Below are 16,705 nucleotides of genomic sequence, written 5' to 3'. Positions count from 1 at the left end.
CACTTTTCAACATCAACCGGAAATAACACATGACAACACGCGTGATTGCCCTGGATTTAGACGGCACCCTGCTCACCAGCAAAAAAACCATCCTGCCCGCTTCGCTGGAGGCACTGGCCCGTGCCAGAGAGGCGGGCTACCAGGTTATCGTCGTTACCGGACGTCATCACGTCGCTATCCATCCTTTTTATCAGGCACTGGCTCTCGATACACCTGCAATTTGTTGTAATGGCACTTATTTGTATGATTATCACGCAAAAGAGGTTTTGGCAGCCGATCCTATGCCGGTAGCGCAAGCGGTAAGCCTGACGGCCATGCTCGCCGAACAGCAGATCCATGGCCTGGCGTATGTGGATGATGCGATGCTTTATGAACAGCCCACCGGGCATGTGATCCGCACCCGCAACTGGGCGCAGGCGCTGCCGGAGGATCAGCGCCCGGTCTTCCGCCAGGTCGATTCGCTGGCGCAGGCGGTCCGCGAGGTCAACGCGGTATGGAAATTTGCCCTCACCGATGAAGACATTCCCCGCCTGCAGCGCTTTGCCCGCGAGGTCGGCGAGACGCTGGGCCTGGAGTGCGAATGGTCGTGGCACGATCAAGTGGATATCGCGCGCGCCGGCAACAGCAAAGGCAAACGCCTGGCGCAATGGGTGGCCAGCCAGGGGCTGTCGATGCAGGATGTGGTGGCCTTCGGCGATAACTACAACGATCTTAGCATGCTGGAAGCGGCGGGCACTGGGGTGGCGATGGGCAATGCGGTGGACGAGGTGAAAGCTCGCGCCAGGGTGGTCATCGGCGACAATGAGTCCACCAGCATCGCCGAGTTTATCTACCGCCAGCTGCTGTAATCAGGCGGCGATCGACACGCTTTTGATCTGAGCAAACACCTGCTGACCTGGCGCTATCGCCAGGTCGTCCCGCGCCCATGGGCTAATCCTGGCCCATAGCAGACGGCCACTCACTCTGAGCTGCACTTCAATCTGTCCGTTGACCTCCAGACACTGAGCCACCTCGGCGCGCAAGATATTGCGGATGCTGGTCCCGGACGGCTGGGCCAGTGTCAGCGAAACGTCCGACGCCTGAATGCGGATCCGTGCGGTGTCGCCTGCGGGACGTTCGAGCCGGTTGACCCACAGCAGCTGGTCACCCAGCGTCAGAGCCGTCATCGCGTACTGCGGATGCTGCGCGGCGACGGTGGCGCTGAGGATCGTACTCTGCTGTTCCGCCGGCAGCCAGGGGTGCATCACGCTGCTGCTCCAGACCTCCTCCAGCGGACCAAAAGCCTTCACCTTACCGGCCTCCAGCACCAGCACGCGATCGGCCAGATGCTGGATCTCATCCAGCGAGTGGCTGACGTAGAGCATCGGAATATGGATCTCCTGCGCCAGCCGCTGCAGGTAGGGCAACAGTTCGCGTTTGCGCGGAATATCCAGCGAGGCCAGCGGCTCATCCAGCAGCAGTAGCTCCGGTGCGGTCAGCAGGGCGCGGCCGATGGCCACTCGCTGCTTTTCGCCGCCGGATAACCGGCCCGGCAGGCGATCCAGCAAGGGCGCGATCCCCAGCAATTCCACCAGCTTATCGAACTGGCTGACCATGGATTTCGCCATCCCGTAGCGCAGATTACCGCGCACTTTATAGTGGGGAAACAGGCGCGCGTCCTGAAACACATAGCCGATACGGCGCTGCTCCGGCGCCAGACAGATACGCTGGGCGGTGTCGTTCAGCACCCGGCCGTTGAGCACGATGCGCCCCGTCTGCGGCCGGGTCAGGCCGCTAATGGCGTTAATCAACGAGGTTTTGCCAGCGCCGGAGACGCCAAAGATGGCGGTGATCCCGCTGGCGGGCAGGGTTTCACGGATCTGCAGGCAGTGACTGCCGAGGATCTGGGTAAAGTCCAGCTCCAGCATCATTATCCTCCCATGCGCTGGCGGCTCACGCGGGCCAGCCATTCCGAAATCAGCAGCGAAACCAGCGCCAGTCCGATGGCGATGAGGCAGAGGCGAGCCGCCGCCCCCTCCCCGCCCGGGGTCTGGATCAAGGTGTACATCGCCGAAGGCAGGGTGCGCGTTTCGCCGGGAATATTGGAGACGAACGTGATGGTCGCGCCAAACTCCCCTAACGAGCGGGCGAAGGCCAGCACCGTGCCGACAATAATCCCCGGCAGAGTCAGCGGTAGCGTAATAGTCATAAACACTCGCCAGCGGCTGGCCCCGAGGGTTCTCGCCGCTTGCTCCAGTTTGACATCCACCCCTTCCAGCGCCAGGCGAATGGCGCGCACCATCAGCGGGAAAGACATCACCGCCGCCGCCAGCACCGCCCCGCGCCAACTGAAGGCAAAGCTGATGCCGAACCAGTCATACAGCCAACTGCCAATAAACCCGCGCCGCCCCATGGCCACCAGCAGCAGATACCCCACCACCACCGGCGGCAGCACCAGCGGTAAATGGAGAATACTGTCGAGCAGCGCCTTGCCGGGAAAGGTGCGCCGAACCAGCAGCCAGGAAAAAAAGATGCCAAAAGGCAAGCTCAAGGCCACCGCCAGGGAGGAGACTTTCAGGCTCAGCAGCACCGCCTGCCATTCGGGTTCGCTCAGAAACATCAGCGGGTGGTAAATCCGTAACGTTTAAAAATCGCGGACGCTTCCGGCCCTTTCAGGTAGTCATAGAAAGCGCTCACGGCCGCATTGCGATGACCATCGACAATCGCCAGCGGGTACTCGACTTTCTGATGCGAGGCCTCCGGGAAGGTGCCGACCACTTTAACCCCTTTGCTGGCCACGGCATCAGAGCCATAGACAATCCCCAGCGGCGCTTCGTTGCGCTCCACCAGGGCCAGCGCGCCGCGCACGTCTTCCGCCGGGGCAAGTTTCGGCGACAAGGTCTCCCAGGCGCCGAGTTTCTGCAGCGCCTCTTTAGCGTAGATGCCTGCCGGAACGTGCTGCGGATCGCCCACCGCCAGACGGCCTCCTTTCAGCAGGCTGGTCCAGTCGGTTTTCTCATCAATGGTAATCGCCCCCTGCGCGCTGGCTTTCGGCGCGACCACCACCAGGCTGTTGCCAAGCAGGGTGGCACGGGTTGCCGGGTCGATGGCCTTTTTGTCTGCGGCGTAATCCATCCATTTCTGATCGGCGGAGATAAACAGATCGGCTGGTGCGCCCGCTTCAATTTGCCGCGCCAGCGTCGACGACGAGGCAAACGACGACACGACATCGACGTTTTTCTCTTTCTTATACGCCTGGGCAATATCCTGCATCGCGTTGGTTAACGATGCGGCGGCGAAAACGGTCACTTTCCCCTCTGCCGCCTGCGCCTGACCCGCGACGCACAGCGTGAGTGATACCCCGATAACCCCGCGTAACCAAGAACCTGCCATCTGAATCTCCTGTCAATGCGTTATGTATTCGACAATATAACGATATGCAGAGCATTTTTATAGTGACACAGGACAATAAAACGAAGGGAAATGATACAGGAGGGAAATAGCACAGCGCCCGGTTAAACCGGGCGCCGGGAAATCAATGATTTTGCTGGCTGCGATCTTTGTGGCCTACGCCGGAGAAGAGGTTGAACACTTCGCCAAGACCGTAAATCAGTCCCAGGATGACCGCCATCACCACCGGTACCATGATGACCGCAAAAACCAGACTTTTCAAAAGCTCTAACATGGTTCACTCCAGATAGTATGATTTGCTGATTGTAACGGTTTCAGCCGAAAAAACACGCCCCATTTGTGCGGTGGGTAATGACAAAACCGCGCACAGAGGTTTTGCAAGCGGGTGACTATCGGTCACAATACCCTTTTTTGTCAGGAAACGATTATGCAGGCCGAAATTCTTCTTACCCTTAAGCTACAGCAGCGCCTGTTTGCCGATCCCCGGCGGATCGCCCTGCTCAAACAAATTGACCAGACCGGTTCGATAAGCCAGGGGGCCAAGCACGCGGGTATCAGCTACAAAAGCGCGTGGGATGCCATCAACGAGATGAACCAGCTCAGCGAACAACCGCTGGTGGATCGCGCCACCGGCGGTAAAGGCGGCGGCGGCGCAGTGCTGACCCGCTATGGGCAGCGGCTGATCCAACTGTACGATCTGCTGGCGCAGATCCAGCAGAAAGCGTTTGATGTGCTCAGCGATGACGATGCCCTGCCGCTGGACAGCCTGCTGGCGGCCATCTCACGCTTTTCCCTGCAGACCAGCGCCCGCAACCAGTGGTTCGGCACCATTACCGGCCGCGATCGCCAGCAGGTGCAGCAGCACGTCGAGGTACTGCTGGCCGACGGGCAGACGCGCCTGACCGTCGCCATCACCGCACAAAGCGCTGAGAAACTGGGGCTCGATGAGGGCCAGGAGGTGCTGGTCCTGCTGAAGGCGCCCTGGGTCGGCATCACCCTCGACCCCGCCGTGGCCCGCCAGGCCGATAACCAGTTGTCGGGTCGTATCAGCCATATCGAATGCGGGTCCGGGCAGTGCGAAGTACTGATGACGCTGGCCGACGGTCAGACCCTGTGCGCCACTCTGCCACAGGCGCAGACGTCTGGCCTGGCGGAAGGGACGGAGGCGATCGCTTACTTCAATGCCGATCGCATCATTCTCGCGACGTTATGCTGACCCCATTGACATTACGCGCCCGAAGTCGTATCCCTGATGCACATCGCTGCAAAAAATGGGATACATCATGTCATCATTGCAAATTTCGCAAGGCACGTTTCGCCTGAGCGATACAAAAACCTTAAAAATAGACCAGCTGAACCTGAGAGCGGGTCAAAGCTGGGCGTTTGTCGGTAGCAACGGCAGCGGAAAATCCGCCCTCGCGCGGGCTCTGGCTGGCGACCTGACCCTGCTCAGCGGCCAGCACGAAAGCCACTTCTCCCGCGTAACCCGCCTCTCCTTCGAGCAGTTGCAGAAGCTGGTCAGCGACGAGTGGCAGCGCAATAACACCGACCTGCTCAGCCCCGGCGAAGAAGACACCGGCCGCACCACCGCAGAGATTATCCAGGATGAGGTAAAAGATCCTGCCCGCTGCGCGCGCCTGGCCGAACAGTTTGGCATCAGCGCCCTGCTGGACCGCCGGTTTAAGTACCTGTCGACCGGGGAAACGCGTAAGACCCTGCTGTGTCAGGCCCTGATGACCGATCCGCAACTGCTGATCCTCGACGAACCTTTCGACGGCCTCGACGTCAACTCCCGCCAGCAGCTGGCTGCCCTGCTGGCCGACCTGCATCGCGCCGGCATCACCCTGGTGCTGGTCCTCAACCGCTTCGATGAGATCCCGGAGTTTGTACAATTCGCCGGCGTGCTGGCTGACTGCACCCTCAGCGAGACCGGCGAGAAGTCTTCCCTGCTGCAGCAGGCGCTGGTCGCCCAGCTGGCGCACAGTGAAAAACTGGACGGCATCACCCTGCCGGAGCCGGATGTTCCACCAGCCCGTCATGCGCTGGCAGACTCGGCGCCGCGTATCGTGCTCAATGACGGTGTGGTCTCCTACAACGATCGCCCGGTCATCAATCACCTCTCATGGACCGTGAACCCGGGCGAACACTGGCAGATCGTCGGCCCCAACGGCGCCGGTAAATCCACGCTGCTGAGCCTTATCACCGGCGATCATCCGCAGGGTTACAGCAACGATCTGACGCTCTTTGGCCGCCGTCGCGGCAGCGGTGAGACCATCTGGGATATTAAAAAGCATATCGGCTACGTCAGCAGCAGCCTGCATCTGGACTACCGGGTCAGCACCAACGTCCGCAACGTCATCCTGTCGGGCTATTTTGACTCTATCGGCATTTATCAGGCGGTCTCGGACAAGCAACACAAGCTGGTGCAACAGTGGCTGGATATTCTCGGCATTGATAAACGCACTGCCGACGCGCCGTTTCATAGCCTGTCGTGGGGCCAGCAGCGGCTGGCGCTTATCGTTCGCGCGCTGGTGAAGCATCCGACCCTGCTGATCCTCGATGAACCGCTGCAGGGGCTGGATCCCCTCAATCGCCAGCTGGTGCGTCGCTTTGTCGACGTGTTGATTGGCGAAGGGGCCACACAGCTGCTGTTTGTCTCGCACCATGCGGAAGATGCCCCGGACTGTATTACCCATCGCCTGGCGTTCGTTCCCAGTGGAGACGGTTACACTTATCAGCTCGGTCCTGTGGCCTGATGCCCCCTGCCGGGGGTCGAAAGATCCCTGGTATTTTTCAGAAAAATAGCGGCAAAACCACCTAACCATCTGTATTAAAAATAAAAAATTTGAATTTATGTCGTTTCACCATCAAGTGTAAACGATTCCACTAACTTGCCCTGTGTCACACTTTTCACTTCTTTGATATGCTATCTTCCTCATACACGATAAGCCGAATGGAGCGAATCATGAAAGTTCTGGTTACAGGTGGTAGCGGTTACATTGGAAGTCATACCTGCGTTCAACTGCTGCAGCAGGGACATGAGGTGGTGATCCTCGACAATCTCTGCAACAGCAAGCGCAGCGTACTGCCGGTGATTGAGCGTCTCGGCGGCAAAGAAGCCACCTTTATTGAAGGCGATATTCGTAACGAAGCGCTGATGACGGAGATCCTCCACGATCACGCCATTGAGGCGGTGATCCACTTCGCCGGGCTGAAAGCCGTCGGGGAGTCCGTCGCCAAGCCGCTGGAATATTACGACAATAACGTCACCGGCACACTGAAATTAGTTTCTGCCATGCGCGCCGCGGGCGTGAAGAACTTCATCTTTAGCTCCTCCGCCACCGTCTACGGCGATCAGCCGAAAATCCCGTATGTCGAAAGTTTCCCGACCGGCACCCCGCAGAGCCCGTACGGCAAAAGCAAGCTGATGGTGGAGCAGATCCTGACTGACCTGCAAAAAGCCCAGCCAGAGTGGAGCATTGCCCTGCTGCGTTACTTCAACCCGGTTGGCGCCCATCCGTCGGGCGACATGGGGGAAGACCCGCAGGGGATCCCTAACAACCTGATGCCGTACATTGCCCAGGTCGCCGTTGGCCGTCGCGACTCGCTGGCCGTCTTTGGTAACGACTACCCGACTGAAGATGGCACCGGCGTACGCGATTATATCCACGTGATGGACCTCGCCGATGGCCACGTCGCGGCCATGGAAAAACTGGCTGACAAAGCCGGGGTCCATATCTACAACCTTGGCGCCGGCGTCGGCAGCAGCGTGCTCGACGTGGTCAATGCTTTCAGCAAGGCCTGCGGCAAACCGATTAACTACCATTTCGCGCCGCGCCGCGATGGCGACCTCCCGGCCTACTGGGCGGATGCTGCCAAGGCCGACCGCGAGCTGAACTGGCGCGTGACGCGCAACCTGGACGAAATGGCGCAGGACACCTGGCACTGGCAGTCCCGTCATCCGCAGGGTTATCCAGACTAAGGAACCTTCATGAGCGTATTTAACCCCGTTGACCATCCACATCGTCGTTATAACCCGTTAACCGGGCAGTGGATTCTGGTTTCTCCGCATCGCGCCAAGCGCCCCTGGCAGGGGGCGCAGGAAACGCCGGCAAAACAGACCTTGCCAGCCCACGATCCGGACTGTTTCCTGTGCCCAGGTAATACCCGGGTCACCGGCGACACCAACCCGAATTACACCGGTACCTACGTGTTTACCAACGACTTTGCGGCCCTGATGACCGACACTCCGGACGCACCGGAGAGTGACGATCCGCTGATGCGCTGTCAGAGCGCGCGCGGCACCAGTCGGGTGATCTGCTTCTCGCCAGACCACAGCAAAACGCTGCCGGAACTGAGCCTTGAAGCGCTGGAAGGCGTGGTTAAAGCGTGGCAGGAACAGACCGCGGACCTCGGGAAACGCTACCCGTGGGTCCAGGTCTTTGAAAACAAAGGGGCAGCGATGGGCTGCTCCAACCCTCACCCGCATGGTCAGGTGTGGGCCAATAGCTTCCTGCCCAATGAAGCGGAACGGGAAGACCGTCTGCAGAAAGAGTATTACGCCGGACAAGGTCAGCCGATGCTGCTGGACTATGTTCAGCGCGAACTGGCCGACGGCAGCCGCACGGTGGTGGACACCGAGCACTGGCTGGCGGTCGTGCCCTACTGGGCCGCCTGGCCATTCGAAACGCTGCTGTTGCCGAAAGCGCACGTGCAGCGTATTACCGATCTCACCGACGCCCAGCGCAGCGATCTGGCGCTGGCGTTGAAAAAGCTGACCAGCCGTTACGACAACCTGTTCCAGTGCTCATTCCCCTACTCCATGGGCTGGCACGGCGCGCCGTTTAACGACGAAGACCATCACCACTGGCAGCTTCATGCCCACTTTTATCCGCCGCTGCTGCGCTCCGCGACGGTCCGCAAGTTTATGGTTGGCTATGAAATGCTGGCCGAAACCCAGCGCGATCTGACCGCCGAGCAAGCTGCCGAACGACTGCGCGCCGTCAGCGACGTCCATTTTCGTGAATCCGGAGTGTAATGATGAGTCTGAAAGAGAAAACCCAAACCCTGTTTGCTGACGCCTTCGGTTATCCGGCCAGCCATGTCATTCAGGCGCCAGGCCGCGTCAACCTGATCGGCGAGCATACCGATTACAACGACGGTTTTGTGCTGCCCTGCGCCATCGACTACCAGACGGTGATCAGCTGCGCGCCGCGCGACGATCGTACGGTGCGGGTGATTGCCGCCGATTACGACAATCAGACCGATGAGTTCTCTCTCGACGCGCCGATTATCAGCCACGACACCCAGCAGTGGTCGAACTATGTCCGCGGCGTGGTAAAGCATCTGCAGCAGCGGAACAGCCACTTTGGCGGCGCGGATCTGGTGATCAGCGGCAATGTACCGCAGGGCGCGGGATTAAGTTCCTCAGCCTCGCTGGAAGTCGCCGTCGGGACCGTTTTCCAGCAGCTGTATCATCTGCCGCTGGATGGCGCGCAAATTGCGCTGAACGGCCAGGAGGCGGAAAACCAGTTCGTCGGCTGCAACTGCGGCATCATGGATCAGCTGATTTCGGCGCTGGGTAAAAAAGACCACGCGCTGCTGATCGACTGCCGTTCGCTGGGCACCAAAGCCGTCTCGATGCCGAAAGGCGTGGCGGTGGTGATCATCAACAGCAACTTTAAGCGCACCCTCGTCGGCAGCGAGTACAACACCCGTCGTGAACAGTGCGAAACCGGCGCGCGCTTCTTCCAGCAGCCCGCCCTGCGCGATGTTACCCTCGAGCAATTTAACGCCGTCGCCCATGAGCTGGATCCGGTCGTCGCGAAGCGCGTACGCCATGTGCTGACGGAGAATGCCCGCACCGTGGAAGCCGCCAGCGCCCTCGAAAAAGGCGACCTGAAGCGGATGGGTGAGCTGATGGCCGAATCCCATGCCTCGATGCGCGATGATTTCGAGATCACCGTCCCGCAGATCGACACTCTGGTGGAGATCGTTAAGGCCACGATCGGTGATAAAGGCGGCGTACGCATGACCGGCGGCGGCTTTGGCGGCTGCGTGGTAGCGCTGGTCCCGGAAGATCTGGTCGATACCGTTCAGCAGGCCGTTGCTAAAACGTATGAAGCGAAAACCGGTATTAAAGAGACATTCTATGTCTGCAAACCGTCACAGGGGGCAGGCCAATGGTAACGCAAACCACCGCGCTGGCGCCGGACGGCCAGCCCTGGCAGCAGGTGACCCTGCGCAATAAGGCGGGGATGACCGTTACCGTGGCGGATTGGGGCGCGACGCTGCTCAGCGCCGAGGTGCCGCTGGCTGATGGCAGCCTGCGTCATCCGCTGCTGGGCTGTACGAAGCTGGAGGACTATGCCCGCCAGGCCGCGTTTCTTGGCGCCTCGGTAGGCCGCTACGCCAACCGTATCGGCAATAGCCGCTTCCCGCTTGACGGCCAGCTCGTCAACGTCACGCCGTCAAACGACGCGGGCCATCAGCTCCACGGCGGCCCGGAAGGGTTTGATAAGCGCCGCTGGCGCATTGTCCGCGCCGACGAGCAGGAAGTGCTGTTCGCTCTGACCTCGCCCGATGGCGATCAAGGCTTCCCCGGCACTCTGCAGGCCACCGCGCACTATCGTCTGACCGACGATAACCGCATCGCGATTACCTATCGCGCCACCGTGGACCAACCCTGCCCGGTGAACATGACCAATCACGTCTATTTCAACCTCGACGGTGACCAGGGCGACGTGCGCCAGCACCAGTTGCAGATCCTCGCCCAGAGGTATCTGCCGGTGGAAAGCGACGGTATCCCGGGTGGTGAACTCAAAGATGTTGCTAACACCAGCTTTGATTTCCGCCAGCCGAAAACCATCGCCGCCGACTTCCTCGCCGACGCCGATCAGCAAAAGGTGAAGGGATACGATCATGCCTTCCTGCTGGATGCCAAAGGCGACGCCAGCCAGCCTGCGGCGCAGGTCTGGTCGCAGGACGGCAAGCTGCAGATGACGGTCTATACCTCCGCTCCGGCGCTGCAGTTTTACTCCGGCAACTATCTCGGCGGCACCCCGTCGCAGACGACGGAGCCCTACGCCGACTGGCAGGGGCTGGCGCTGGAGAGCGAATTCCTGCCGGATTCGCCGAATCATCCGGAATGGCCGCAGCCGGACTGTGTGTTACGTCCGGGCCAGGAGTACGTCAGCCTGACGGAATATCAGTTTATCGCCTGTTAATCGCCAGCGCCCTCCGCCGGGGGCGCTGTTTTTCGTCCCCGCCCTCCTCTCTGTCGCCTCTTTTTTCAGCAACCTGCTCTATTTTCCGTCACCAAAGGACAAAAAAATAACCTGTGTTTTACAAGCACCTTACACTGAGCCACTATTTTCGCTATGGTTAGGGATAAGCATTGCCGTGAGCCAAATCACGGCAATATAATGAGAATAGTTATCAATCAATAACACATACACCAACATATTCAGCGCACCGTTCGCGGCGCGAGGGATGGCGTGTAGAGAGGAGTAAGAGAATGGCTGTAACTAAGCTGGTACTGGTTCGTCATGGCGAAAGCCAGTGGAACAACGAAAACCGCTTCACCGGTTGGTACGACGTTGATCTGTCCGAGAAAGGCGTTAGCGAAGCGAAAGCGGCAGGTAAACTGCTGAAGGCTGAAGGCTTCAGCTTTGATTTTGCTTATACCTCCGTGCTGAAACGTGCCATCCACACCCTGTGGAACGTGCTGGACGAACTGGATCAGGCCTGGCTGCCGGTTGAGAAATCCTGGAAGCTGAACGAGCGTCATTACGGCGCGCTGCAGGGCCTGAACAAAGCGGAAACCGCTGAGAAATACGGTGACGAGCAGGTTAAACAGTGGCGTCGCGGCTTCGCTGTCACTCCGCCGGAGCTGACCAAAGACGACGAGCGCTACCCGGGCCACGATCCGCGCTATGCAAAACTGACCGACGCCGAACTGCCGACCACTGAAAGCCTGGCGCTGACCATCGACCGCGTCGTGCCTTACTGGAACGAAACCATTCTGCCGCGCCTGAAAAGCGGTGAGCGCGTGATCATCGCCGCTCACGGTAACTCCCTGCGCGCGCTGGTGAAATACCTCGACAACATGGGCGAAGACGAGATCCTCGAACTGAACATCCCGACCGGCGTACCGCTGGTGTATGAGTTCGATGAAAACTTCAAGCCGATCAAACATTACTATCTGGGCAATGCGGAAGAGATCGCGGCGAAAGCGGCTGCCGTCGCCAACCAGGGTAAAGCGAAGTAATTCCTCCCGGTAAAAACAAAAAAGCGTGGAAATCTCCACGCTTTTTTTATTGCCTGCGCCAGCGCAGATTCGCTTAGCCGCGGCGGGTTTTCACCGCTTCCGCCAGCTGACGCAGGATCGTTTCGGTATCCTCCCAGCCGATGCAGGCGTCGGTGACGCTCTTGCCGTAGGTCAGCGGTTCACCGCTCTCGAGGCTCTGGTTGCCTTCCACCAGATGGCTTTCAATCATCACGCCCATGATCGCCCGCTCACCGCCGGCAATCTGCTGGCATACGTCGGCGCCCACTTCCATCTGCTTCTTGAACTGCTTGCTGGAGTTGGCATGGCTGAAGTCGATCATCACCTGAGCCGGCAGGCCCGCTTTCGCCAGGCCGATCTTCACGTCCGCCACGTGCTTCGCGCTGTAGTTCGGCTCTTTGCCGCCGCGCAGAATAATATGGCAGTCGCCGTTACCGCTGGTATTAACGATAGCGGAGTGGCCCCACTTAGTGACCGACAGGAAACAGTGCGGTGCGCCAGCGGCGTTAATCGCGTCGATAGCCACCTTGATGGTGCCATCGGTACCATTCTTAAAGCCCACCGGGCAGGAGAGTCCGGAGGCGAGCTCACGGTGAACCTGGGATTCGGTGGTACGCGCCCCAATGGCGCCCCAGCTCATCAGATCGGCGACATACTGCGGGGTGATCATATCGAGGAATTCCCCCGCCGCCGGCAGGCCGCTGTCGTTAATGTCCAGCAGCAGTTTGCGCGCGATGCGCAACCCGTCGTTGATGCGGAAGCTGTTATCCATATGGGGATCGTTGATAAGCCCTTTCCAGCCGACGGTGGTGCGCGGTTTTTCAAAATAGACCCGCATGACGATCTCGAGCTCGCCCTTCAATGCCTCGCGCAGGGGCAGCAGACGGGAAGCGTACTCTTTCGCCGCTGCCGGATCGTGAATCGAACAGGGCCCAATCACTACCAGCAGACGATCATCGTCGCCCTTGAGGATCTGATGGATCGCTTTGCGAGCATGCGCAACGGTATTTGCAGCATTTTCGGTAGCAGGGAATTTTTCCAGGAGCGCAACGGGAGGTAATAATTCGTTGATCTCTTTAATGCGTAAATCGTCGTTCTGATAATTCATCTTCTTTCCAGCGTTGCCATACTTATTCAATGAAATGCAATCCCTCCAATCTATCTCTTCGCCGAAAAAGTGTAAACGTGATTTTACAGTAGTGATGGAATAATCCTGGAAATAGGCAAAAATACGCCATAAAGTAGCGAAACCAGGCTCATGCACTACAATAATTAACTGTTAAAGCTAATTAAGTCTTACGTTTCAGGATTATATAGTGACACTGCGATCGTCTGCGGAGTCTTTAACCATAGCGAGTCAGATCCCTGGCACACTCACCGCGGGAAGCGCATTTCCCCTTCCCGGTTTAACAGGAGTATCCGATGAATATGAAAAAACTGACGACCCTTTTACTCACCGCCACCTTAGGTCTTGCCAGCGGCGCGGCCCTGGCGGCAGACACCGGCGCCCAGTCCAATAATGGCCAGGCCAACTCTTCCGCGGATGCCGGTCAGGTGGCGCCGGATGCCCGTGAGAACGTGGCGCCAAACAATGTGGACAATAACCAGATTAATTCTGGCTCTGGCGGCACCATGCTCCATCCTGATGGCTCGACGATGAGCCAGGACAATATGTCGAGCGATGAAGTGCATAAAAACTCGATGTGTAAAGACGGCCGCTGTCCGGACACCGGTAAGAAACTGGACAATGGCGGCAGCATGAACCACGACAACAGCAAAACCGACGGTACCACCCAGTAAGTGATACGCTGGGAACAAACGAAGAAAAGGCGAGCCTGGCTCGCCTTTTCTTCGTTTGTTATCGCTCTCTGTTTATGATGTCATAGCGTAATAATGATAACTATCAAGGGACGACACGATGGCCCACCCGCATTCGCACTCCCCTGCCCAGGCTCCGGACAGCGGTAACGCTCGCCGGCTGCGATGGGCGTTTATCGTCACCGCCGGTTTTATGTTGGTTGAAGCCGTCGGCGGCGCAATCTCCGGCTCACTGGCCCTGCTGGCAGATGCCGGCCATATGCTCACCGATTCCGCCGCCCTGCTGTTTGCGCTGCTGGCGGTTCGCTTCGCCAGTCGCCCACCGAATACCCGCCATACCTTTGGCTGGTTGCGTTTGACCACCCTCGCGGCGTTTCTCAATGCCATTGCCCTGGTGGTGATTACCATTTTGATTGTCTGGGAGGCCATTCAGCGCTTCCAGCATCCGCAGCCGGTGGCCGGCGTGACGATGATGGTGATTGCGGTCGCCGGCCTGCTGGCCAACGTGCTGGCCTTCTGGATCCTGCATCGGGGGAGTGAAGAGCAGAATCTCAACGTGCGCGCTGCGGCGCTACACGTGCTGGGCGACCTGCTGGGCTCGGTCGGCGCGATCGTGGCGGCCGTGGTGATCCTCACCACCGGCTGGACGCCTGTCGATCCGATCCTTTCCGTACTGGTTTCCTGCCTGGTATTACGTAGCGCCTGGCGATTACTGAAGGAGAGTCTGAATGAACTGCTGGAAGGCGCGCCGCGTTCGCTGGATGTGGCGGCCCTGCAGCGGGATATCCGTCGCTCTATCCCGGAGGTACGCGATGTTCACCACGTCCACGTCTGGCTGGTGGGGGAAAAACCGGTGATGACGCTCCATGTTCAGGTGGTCCCGCCGCACGATCATGATGCGTTACTCAACCGCATCCTGCATTTCCTGGAACATAAATATGAAATTGAGCATGCCACGGTGCAGATGGAGTACCAGCCCTGCAGCGGCCCGGAGTGCCATCTCAACACGATGCACGCCGGGCACGATCATCACCACCACCATTAGCCAGAAAACGCGTGAGAACCTCGCTCACGCGCGCTGTTTATCCACATCCGGCTGCCGTTCAGCGCAATGAACGTCAGCAAGAGGTATTCCAGCGACATGGCATAGACGCCCTGGCGGGCAAAAATCACCACGCTTATCACGTTGACAATCACCCACAGCAGCCAGTTCTCGACATACTTGCGGGTCATTAAGATCATCGCCACCACCGACAGCACCGTCATGCAGGAGTCCCAGAACGGGAAGGCATCCGGCTGCAGCACCGGCATGGAGACCTGCAGACCCAGCGCTTGCATCAGGCTGACCGCGATCCGCGTCAGGAAAGCAAAGAACGGGTTGATAAACAGGGTCAGCAAGCCGATCGCCACCACGCAGGCCGCCAGCCAGCCCAGCGCTTTGCTGCGCGGCAACCAGCGGATCTGCAGCTCAGCCTCATGGTTGCTGCTTTGTCGCGACCAGGCATACCAGCCGTAAACGTTAGCGGCAAAGAAGAACAACTGCAGCAGCAGGCTGGCATACAGCTGGATCTGAAAGAAGATGATGGCGAACAGCGTGACGTTGACCAGCCCGAAAGCATAGTTACTGATCTTCTCCAGGCTCGCCAGCCAGATGCACAGCAGCCCGGCGATGGTCCCCACGGCCTCTATCCAGGAGAGATCGTACCCCCCGGCGCCGATGGGTATATGTACTAAGATATTCTGCGTGCTAAAAAAATCCATTTCATCCCCTCAGCGTCTTGCGACGCGACAATACGTTATCCCCGTAGTGTAGCCGCAAAATCCAGCATCCGGTTAAGCGGAATCAATGCCCCGGTGCGCAGCGCTTCGTCGACGTGGATTTCGTGTTCAGCACCGCCCTGTTCGAGTCCCTCGGCAATGGCTTTCAGGCCGTTCATCGCCATCCACGGGCAGTGCGCGCAGCTGCGGCAGGTCGCCCCTTCGCCGGCAGTGGGCGCTTCCAGCAGCGTTTTCTCCGGTACCGCCTGCTGCATTTTATAGAAGATACCGCGATCGGTGGCCACGATCAGCTGGCGCTGGGGCAAGCTTTTCGCCGCCGCAATCAGCTGGCTGGTGGATCCCACGGCATCCGCCATCTCGACGATCGCCTGCGGCGATTCAGGATGGACCAGTACAGCAGCTTCAGGATAGAGGGCCTTCATACGCGTCAGTGCCTGGGTTTTAAACTCATCGTGCACGATGCACGCCCCCTGCCAGCACAGCACGTCTGCGCCGGTCTGACGCTGGACATAGCGGCCAAGGTGGCGGTCCGGCGCCCAGAGGATCTTTTGACCCAGGCTGTCCAGATGATCAATGAGTTCCACGGCGATACTGGAGGTAACCACCCAGTCAGCGCGGGCCTTCACCGCGGCGGACGTATTGGCATAAACCACCACGGTGCGATCGGGATGGGCATCGCAGAAGGCGTTGAATTCCTCAATCGGACAGCCCAGATCCAGCGAACACTCCGCGTTCAGGGTCGGCATCAGAATGGTCTTTTCCGGGCTGAGGATTTTGGCGGTTTCCCCCATAAAACGCACCCCGGCGACCAGCAGCGTGGAGGCCGAATGACGGGCGCCAAAACGCGCCATCTCCAGCGAGTCGGCGATACAGCCGCCGGTTTCTTCCGCCAGTTGTTGAATTTCAGGATCGGTGTAGTAATGCGCCACCATCACGGCGTCGCGCTCGCGCAACAGGCGCTTGATTTTTTCGCGATAAAACTGCTTTTCGTCGACGGTCAGCGGTTGTGGTTTCGCTGGAAAAGGATAAATCGCCGTTTCAGGATCAAACATTACGCTCATCATGCAATCTCGTTTTACTGGCTTAACTCTAAGACCGTCACTATGGCCTGTCTGCGCCTTAACACGGTCATGGTGTTTTATATGCTAAACAAGATAGCGGATTACGAGCAAAAAGTCGTGATGAATTTTGTACATCAGCCCGTATGCCGCGGACGATGCTACACATCTGCCCAAACGACCGGTTCGTACCCTGTGTAGCCACGGTAAGCGCAGCGTGACCGTGGAGTCATGCTGAAGTCGAATTTTGGAGTATGGCGGATAGCAAAAAGGCGCCTTTAGGGCGCCTTTTTACATTGGTGGGTCGTGCAGGATTCGAACCTGCGACCAATTGATTAAAAGTCAACTGCTCTACCAACTGAGCTAACGACCC

17 protein-coding genes, 1 tRNA gene and 1 pseudogene are annotated in these 16,705 nt (G+C 58.8%); 11 read left to right on the top strand and 8 right to left on the bottom strand.

Going from position 1 to position 16,705, the window contains the following annotated elements; genetic code table 11:
- Positions 1 to 29 precede the first annotated feature (29 nt).
- A complete protein-coding gene (locus tag A1WC_RS18185; protein WP_008805709.1) occupies positions 30 to 848 on the top strand; it encodes a pyridoxal phosphatase in 819 nt (272 codons plus the stop codon).
- Here the strand turns inward: A1WC_RS18185 and modC are convergent, their stop codons facing one another.
- The 4 genes from modC to A1WC_RS25885 all read right to left on the bottom strand — a co-directional run bounded on the left by modC (position 849) and on the right by A1WC_RS25885 (position 3,664).
- Complete coding sequence (gene modC / locus A1WC_RS18190) at positions 849 to 1,907, bottom strand: molybdenum ABC transporter ATP-binding protein ModC (RefSeq protein ID WP_016160515.1); 1,059 nt, start codon at positions 1,905 to 1,907, stop codon at positions 849 to 851.
- 2 nt (positions 1,908 to 1,909) lie between these two features.
- Positions 1,910 to 2,599, bottom strand: coding sequence for a molybdate ABC transporter permease subunit (gene modB, locus A1WC_RS18195; protein ID WP_008805707.1), 690 nt, complete (start codon positions 2,597 to 2,599; stop codon positions 1,910 to 1,912).
- The gene (gene modA / locus A1WC_RS18200) at positions 2,599 to 3,372 is read right to left on the bottom strand and encodes a molybdate ABC transporter substrate-binding protein (protein WP_016160514.1); all 774 of its coding nucleotides are present in this window, start codon (positions 3,370 to 3,372) and stop codon (positions 2,599 to 2,601) included. The genes modB and modA overlap by 1 nt, the downstream gene beginning before the upstream one ends.
- 142 nt (positions 3,373 to 3,514) lie before the next feature.
- Entirely contained in the window at positions 3,515 to 3,664 is a 150-nt protein-coding gene (locus tag A1WC_RS25885) for an AcrZ family multidrug efflux pump-associated protein (protein ID WP_002895156.1), read from the bottom strand.
- A gap of 153 nt (positions 3,665 to 3,817) precedes the next feature.
- On the opposite strand from A1WC_RS25885, the gene modE reads away from it, so the two are divergent.
- The 7 genes from modE (at position 3,818) to gpmA (ending at position 11,659) form a co-directional block, all read left to right on the top strand.
- Complete coding sequence (gene modE / locus A1WC_RS18210) at positions 3,818 to 4,606, top strand: molybdenum-dependent transcriptional regulator (protein ID WP_008805705.1); 789 nt, start codon at positions 3,818 to 3,820, stop codon at positions 4,604 to 4,606.
- Between the two features lie 67 nt (positions 4,607 to 4,673).
- On the top strand, positions 4,674 to 6,146 hold the full coding sequence (modF, locus tag A1WC_RS18215; RefSeq protein ID WP_012542418.1) for a molybdate ABC transporter ATP-binding protein ModF: 1,473 nt from the start codon (positions 4,674 to 4,676) through the stop codon (positions 6,144 to 6,146).
- A gap of 209 nt (positions 6,147 to 6,355) precedes the next feature.
- The gene (gene galE / locus A1WC_RS18220) at positions 6,356 to 7,372 is read left to right on the top strand and encodes a UDP-glucose 4-epimerase GalE (RefSeq protein WP_012542419.1); all 1,017 of its coding nucleotides are present in this window, start codon (positions 6,356 to 6,358) and stop codon (positions 7,370 to 7,372) included.
- Between the two features lie 9 nt (positions 7,373 to 7,381).
- Entirely contained in the window at positions 7,382 to 8,428 is a 1,047-nt protein-coding gene (gene galT / locus A1WC_RS18225; protein WP_012542420.1) for a galactose-1-phosphate uridylyltransferase, read from the top strand.
- A gap of 2 nt (positions 8,429 to 8,430) precedes the next feature.
- Positions 8,431 to 9,579, top strand: a complete 1,149-nt coding sequence (gene galK, locus A1WC_RS18230) for a galactokinase (RefSeq protein ID WP_016160513.1) — start codon at positions 8,431 to 8,433, stop codon at positions 9,577 to 9,579.
- Positions 9,573 to 10,616, top strand: a complete 1,044-nt coding sequence (gene galM, locus A1WC_RS18235) for a galactose-1-epimerase (RefSeq protein ID WP_016160512.1) — start codon at positions 9,573 to 9,575, stop codon at positions 10,614 to 10,616. The genes galK and galM overlap by 7 nt, the downstream gene beginning before the upstream one ends.
- A 290-nt stretch (positions 10,617 to 10,906) precedes the next feature.
- On the top strand, positions 10,907 to 11,659 hold the full coding sequence (gpmA, locus tag A1WC_RS18240; RefSeq protein ID WP_002895089.1) for a 2,3-diphosphoglycerate-dependent phosphoglycerate mutase: 753 nt from the start codon (positions 10,907 to 10,909) through the stop codon (positions 11,657 to 11,659).
- Between the two features lie 73 nt (positions 11,660 to 11,732).
- Here gpmA and aroG read toward each other — a convergent pair whose 3' ends face one another.
- Positions 11,733 to 12,785 carry a 3-deoxy-7-phosphoheptulonate synthase AroG gene (aroG, locus tag A1WC_RS18245; RefSeq protein ID WP_012542422.1) on the bottom strand — a complete coding sequence of 351 codons (1,053 nt, stop codon included), beginning with the start codon at positions 12,783 to 12,785 and terminating at the stop codon, positions 11,733 to 11,735.
- Between the two features lie 314 nt (positions 12,786 to 13,099).
- Here aroG and A1WC_RS18250 point away from each other — a divergent pair, with 314 nt between their 5' ends.
- Both A1WC_RS18250 and zitB read left to right on the top strand, forming a co-directional pair.
- Positions 13,100 to 13,477, top strand: a complete 378-nt coding sequence (locus A1WC_RS18250; RefSeq protein WP_012542423.1) for a YbgS-like family protein — start codon at positions 13,100 to 13,102, stop codon at positions 13,475 to 13,477.
- 118 nt (positions 13,478 to 13,595) lie between these two features.
- Positions 13,596 to 14,540, top strand: coding sequence for a CDF family zinc transporter ZitB (gene zitB, locus A1WC_RS18255; protein WP_016160511.1), 945 nt, complete (start codon positions 13,596 to 13,598; stop codon positions 14,538 to 14,540).
- Here zitB and pnuC read toward each other — a convergent pair.
- A complete protein-coding gene (gene pnuC / locus A1WC_RS18260) occupies positions 14,537 to 15,256 on the bottom strand; it encodes a nicotinamide riboside transporter PnuC (RefSeq protein WP_008805696.1) in 720 nt (239 codons plus the stop codon). The two genes, zitB and pnuC, sit on opposite strands and share 4 nt — an antisense overlap.
- Before the next feature lie 35 nt (positions 15,257 to 15,291).
- The gene (nadA, locus tag A1WC_RS18265; RefSeq protein WP_012968682.1) at positions 15,292 to 16,335 is read right to left on the bottom strand and encodes a quinolinate synthase NadA; all 1,044 of its coding nucleotides are present in this window, start codon (positions 16,333 to 16,335) and stop codon (positions 15,292 to 15,294) included.
- A 69-nt stretch (positions 16,336 to 16,404) separates the two neighbouring features.
- Between nadA and A1WC_RS27835 the strand changes: the two are divergent.
- Positions 16,405 to 16,553, top strand: a pseudogene (locus A1WC_RS27835) (hypothetical protein).
- Positions 16,554 to 16,629: 76 nt separating this feature from the next.
- On the opposite strand, the gene A1WC_RS18270 reads toward A1WC_RS27835, so the two are convergent.
- Positions 16,630 to 16,705: transfer RNA gene (locus A1WC_RS18270), tRNA-Lys, on the bottom strand.

The organism is Klebsiella sp. KTE92 (genome assembly GCF_000398905.1).
In the GTDB taxonomy this organism is placed as follows: Bacteria; Pseudomonadota; Gammaproteobacteria; order Enterobacterales; family Enterobacteriaceae; genus Klebsiella; species Klebsiella variicola.
Note: the sequence above shows the minus strand (reverse complement) of the source record. Positions and strands in the feature narration are given on the sequence as shown.

Bases quoted from the DNA above. Each gene is read 5' to 3' on its own strand.
- pnuC (WP_008805696.1), bottom strand. From the start codon at position 15,256: ATGGATTTTTTTAGCACGCAGAATATCTTAGTACATATACCCATCGGC.
- A1WC_RS25885 (WP_002895156.1), bottom strand. From the start codon at position 3,664: ATGTTAGAGCTTTTGAAAAGTCTGGTTTTTGCGGTCATCATGGTACCG.
- modC (WP_016160515.1), bottom strand. From the start codon at position 1,907: ATGCTGGAGCTGGACTTTACCCAGATCCTCGGCAGTCACTGCCTGCAG.
- gpmA (WP_002895089.1), top strand. From the start codon at position 10,907: ATGGCTGTAACTAAGCTGGTACTGGTTCGTCATGGCGAAAGCCAGTGG.
- modF (WP_012542418.1), top strand. From the start codon at position 4,674: ATGTCATCATTGCAAATTTCGCAAGGCACGTTTCGCCTGAGCGATACA.
- zitB (WP_016160511.1), top strand. From the start codon at position 13,596: ATGGCCCACCCGCATTCGCACTCCCCTGCCCAGGCTCCGGACAGCGGT.
- aroG (WP_012542422.1), bottom strand. From the start codon at position 12,785: ATGAATTATCAGAACGACGATTTACGCATTAAAGAGATCAACGAATTA.
- galK (WP_016160513.1), top strand. From the start codon at position 8,431: ATGAGTCTGAAAGAGAAAACCCAAACCCTGTTTGCTGACGCCTTCGGT.
- nadA (WP_012968682.1), bottom strand. From the start codon at position 16,335: ATGAGCGTAATGTTTGATCCTGAAACGGCGATTTATCCTTTTCCAGCG.
- A1WC_RS18185 (WP_008805709.1), top strand. From the start codon at position 30: ATGACAACACGCGTGATTGCCCTGGATTTAGACGGCACCCTGCTCACC.
- A1WC_RS18250 (WP_012542423.1), top strand. From the start codon at position 13,100: ATGAATATGAAAAAACTGACGACCCTTTTACTCACCGCCACCTTAGGT.
- galE (WP_012542419.1), top strand. From the start codon at position 6,356: ATGAAAGTTCTGGTTACAGGTGGTAGCGGTTACATTGGAAGTCATACC.
- galT (WP_012542420.1), top strand. From the start codon at position 7,382: ATGAGCGTATTTAACCCCGTTGACCATCCACATCGTCGTTATAACCCG.
- modE (WP_008805705.1), top strand. From the start codon at position 3,818: ATGCAGGCCGAAATTCTTCTTACCCTTAAGCTACAGCAGCGCCTGTTT.
- modA (WP_016160514.1), bottom strand. From the start codon at position 3,372: ATGGCAGGTTCTTGGTTACGCGGGGTTATCGGGGTATCACTCACGCTG.
- galM (WP_016160512.1), top strand. From the start codon at position 9,573: ATGGTAACGCAAACCACCGCGCTGGCGCCGGACGGCCAGCCCTGGCAG.
- modB (WP_008805707.1), bottom strand. From the start codon at position 2,599: ATGTTTCTGAGCGAACCCGAATGGCAGGCGGTGCTGCTGAGCCTGAAA.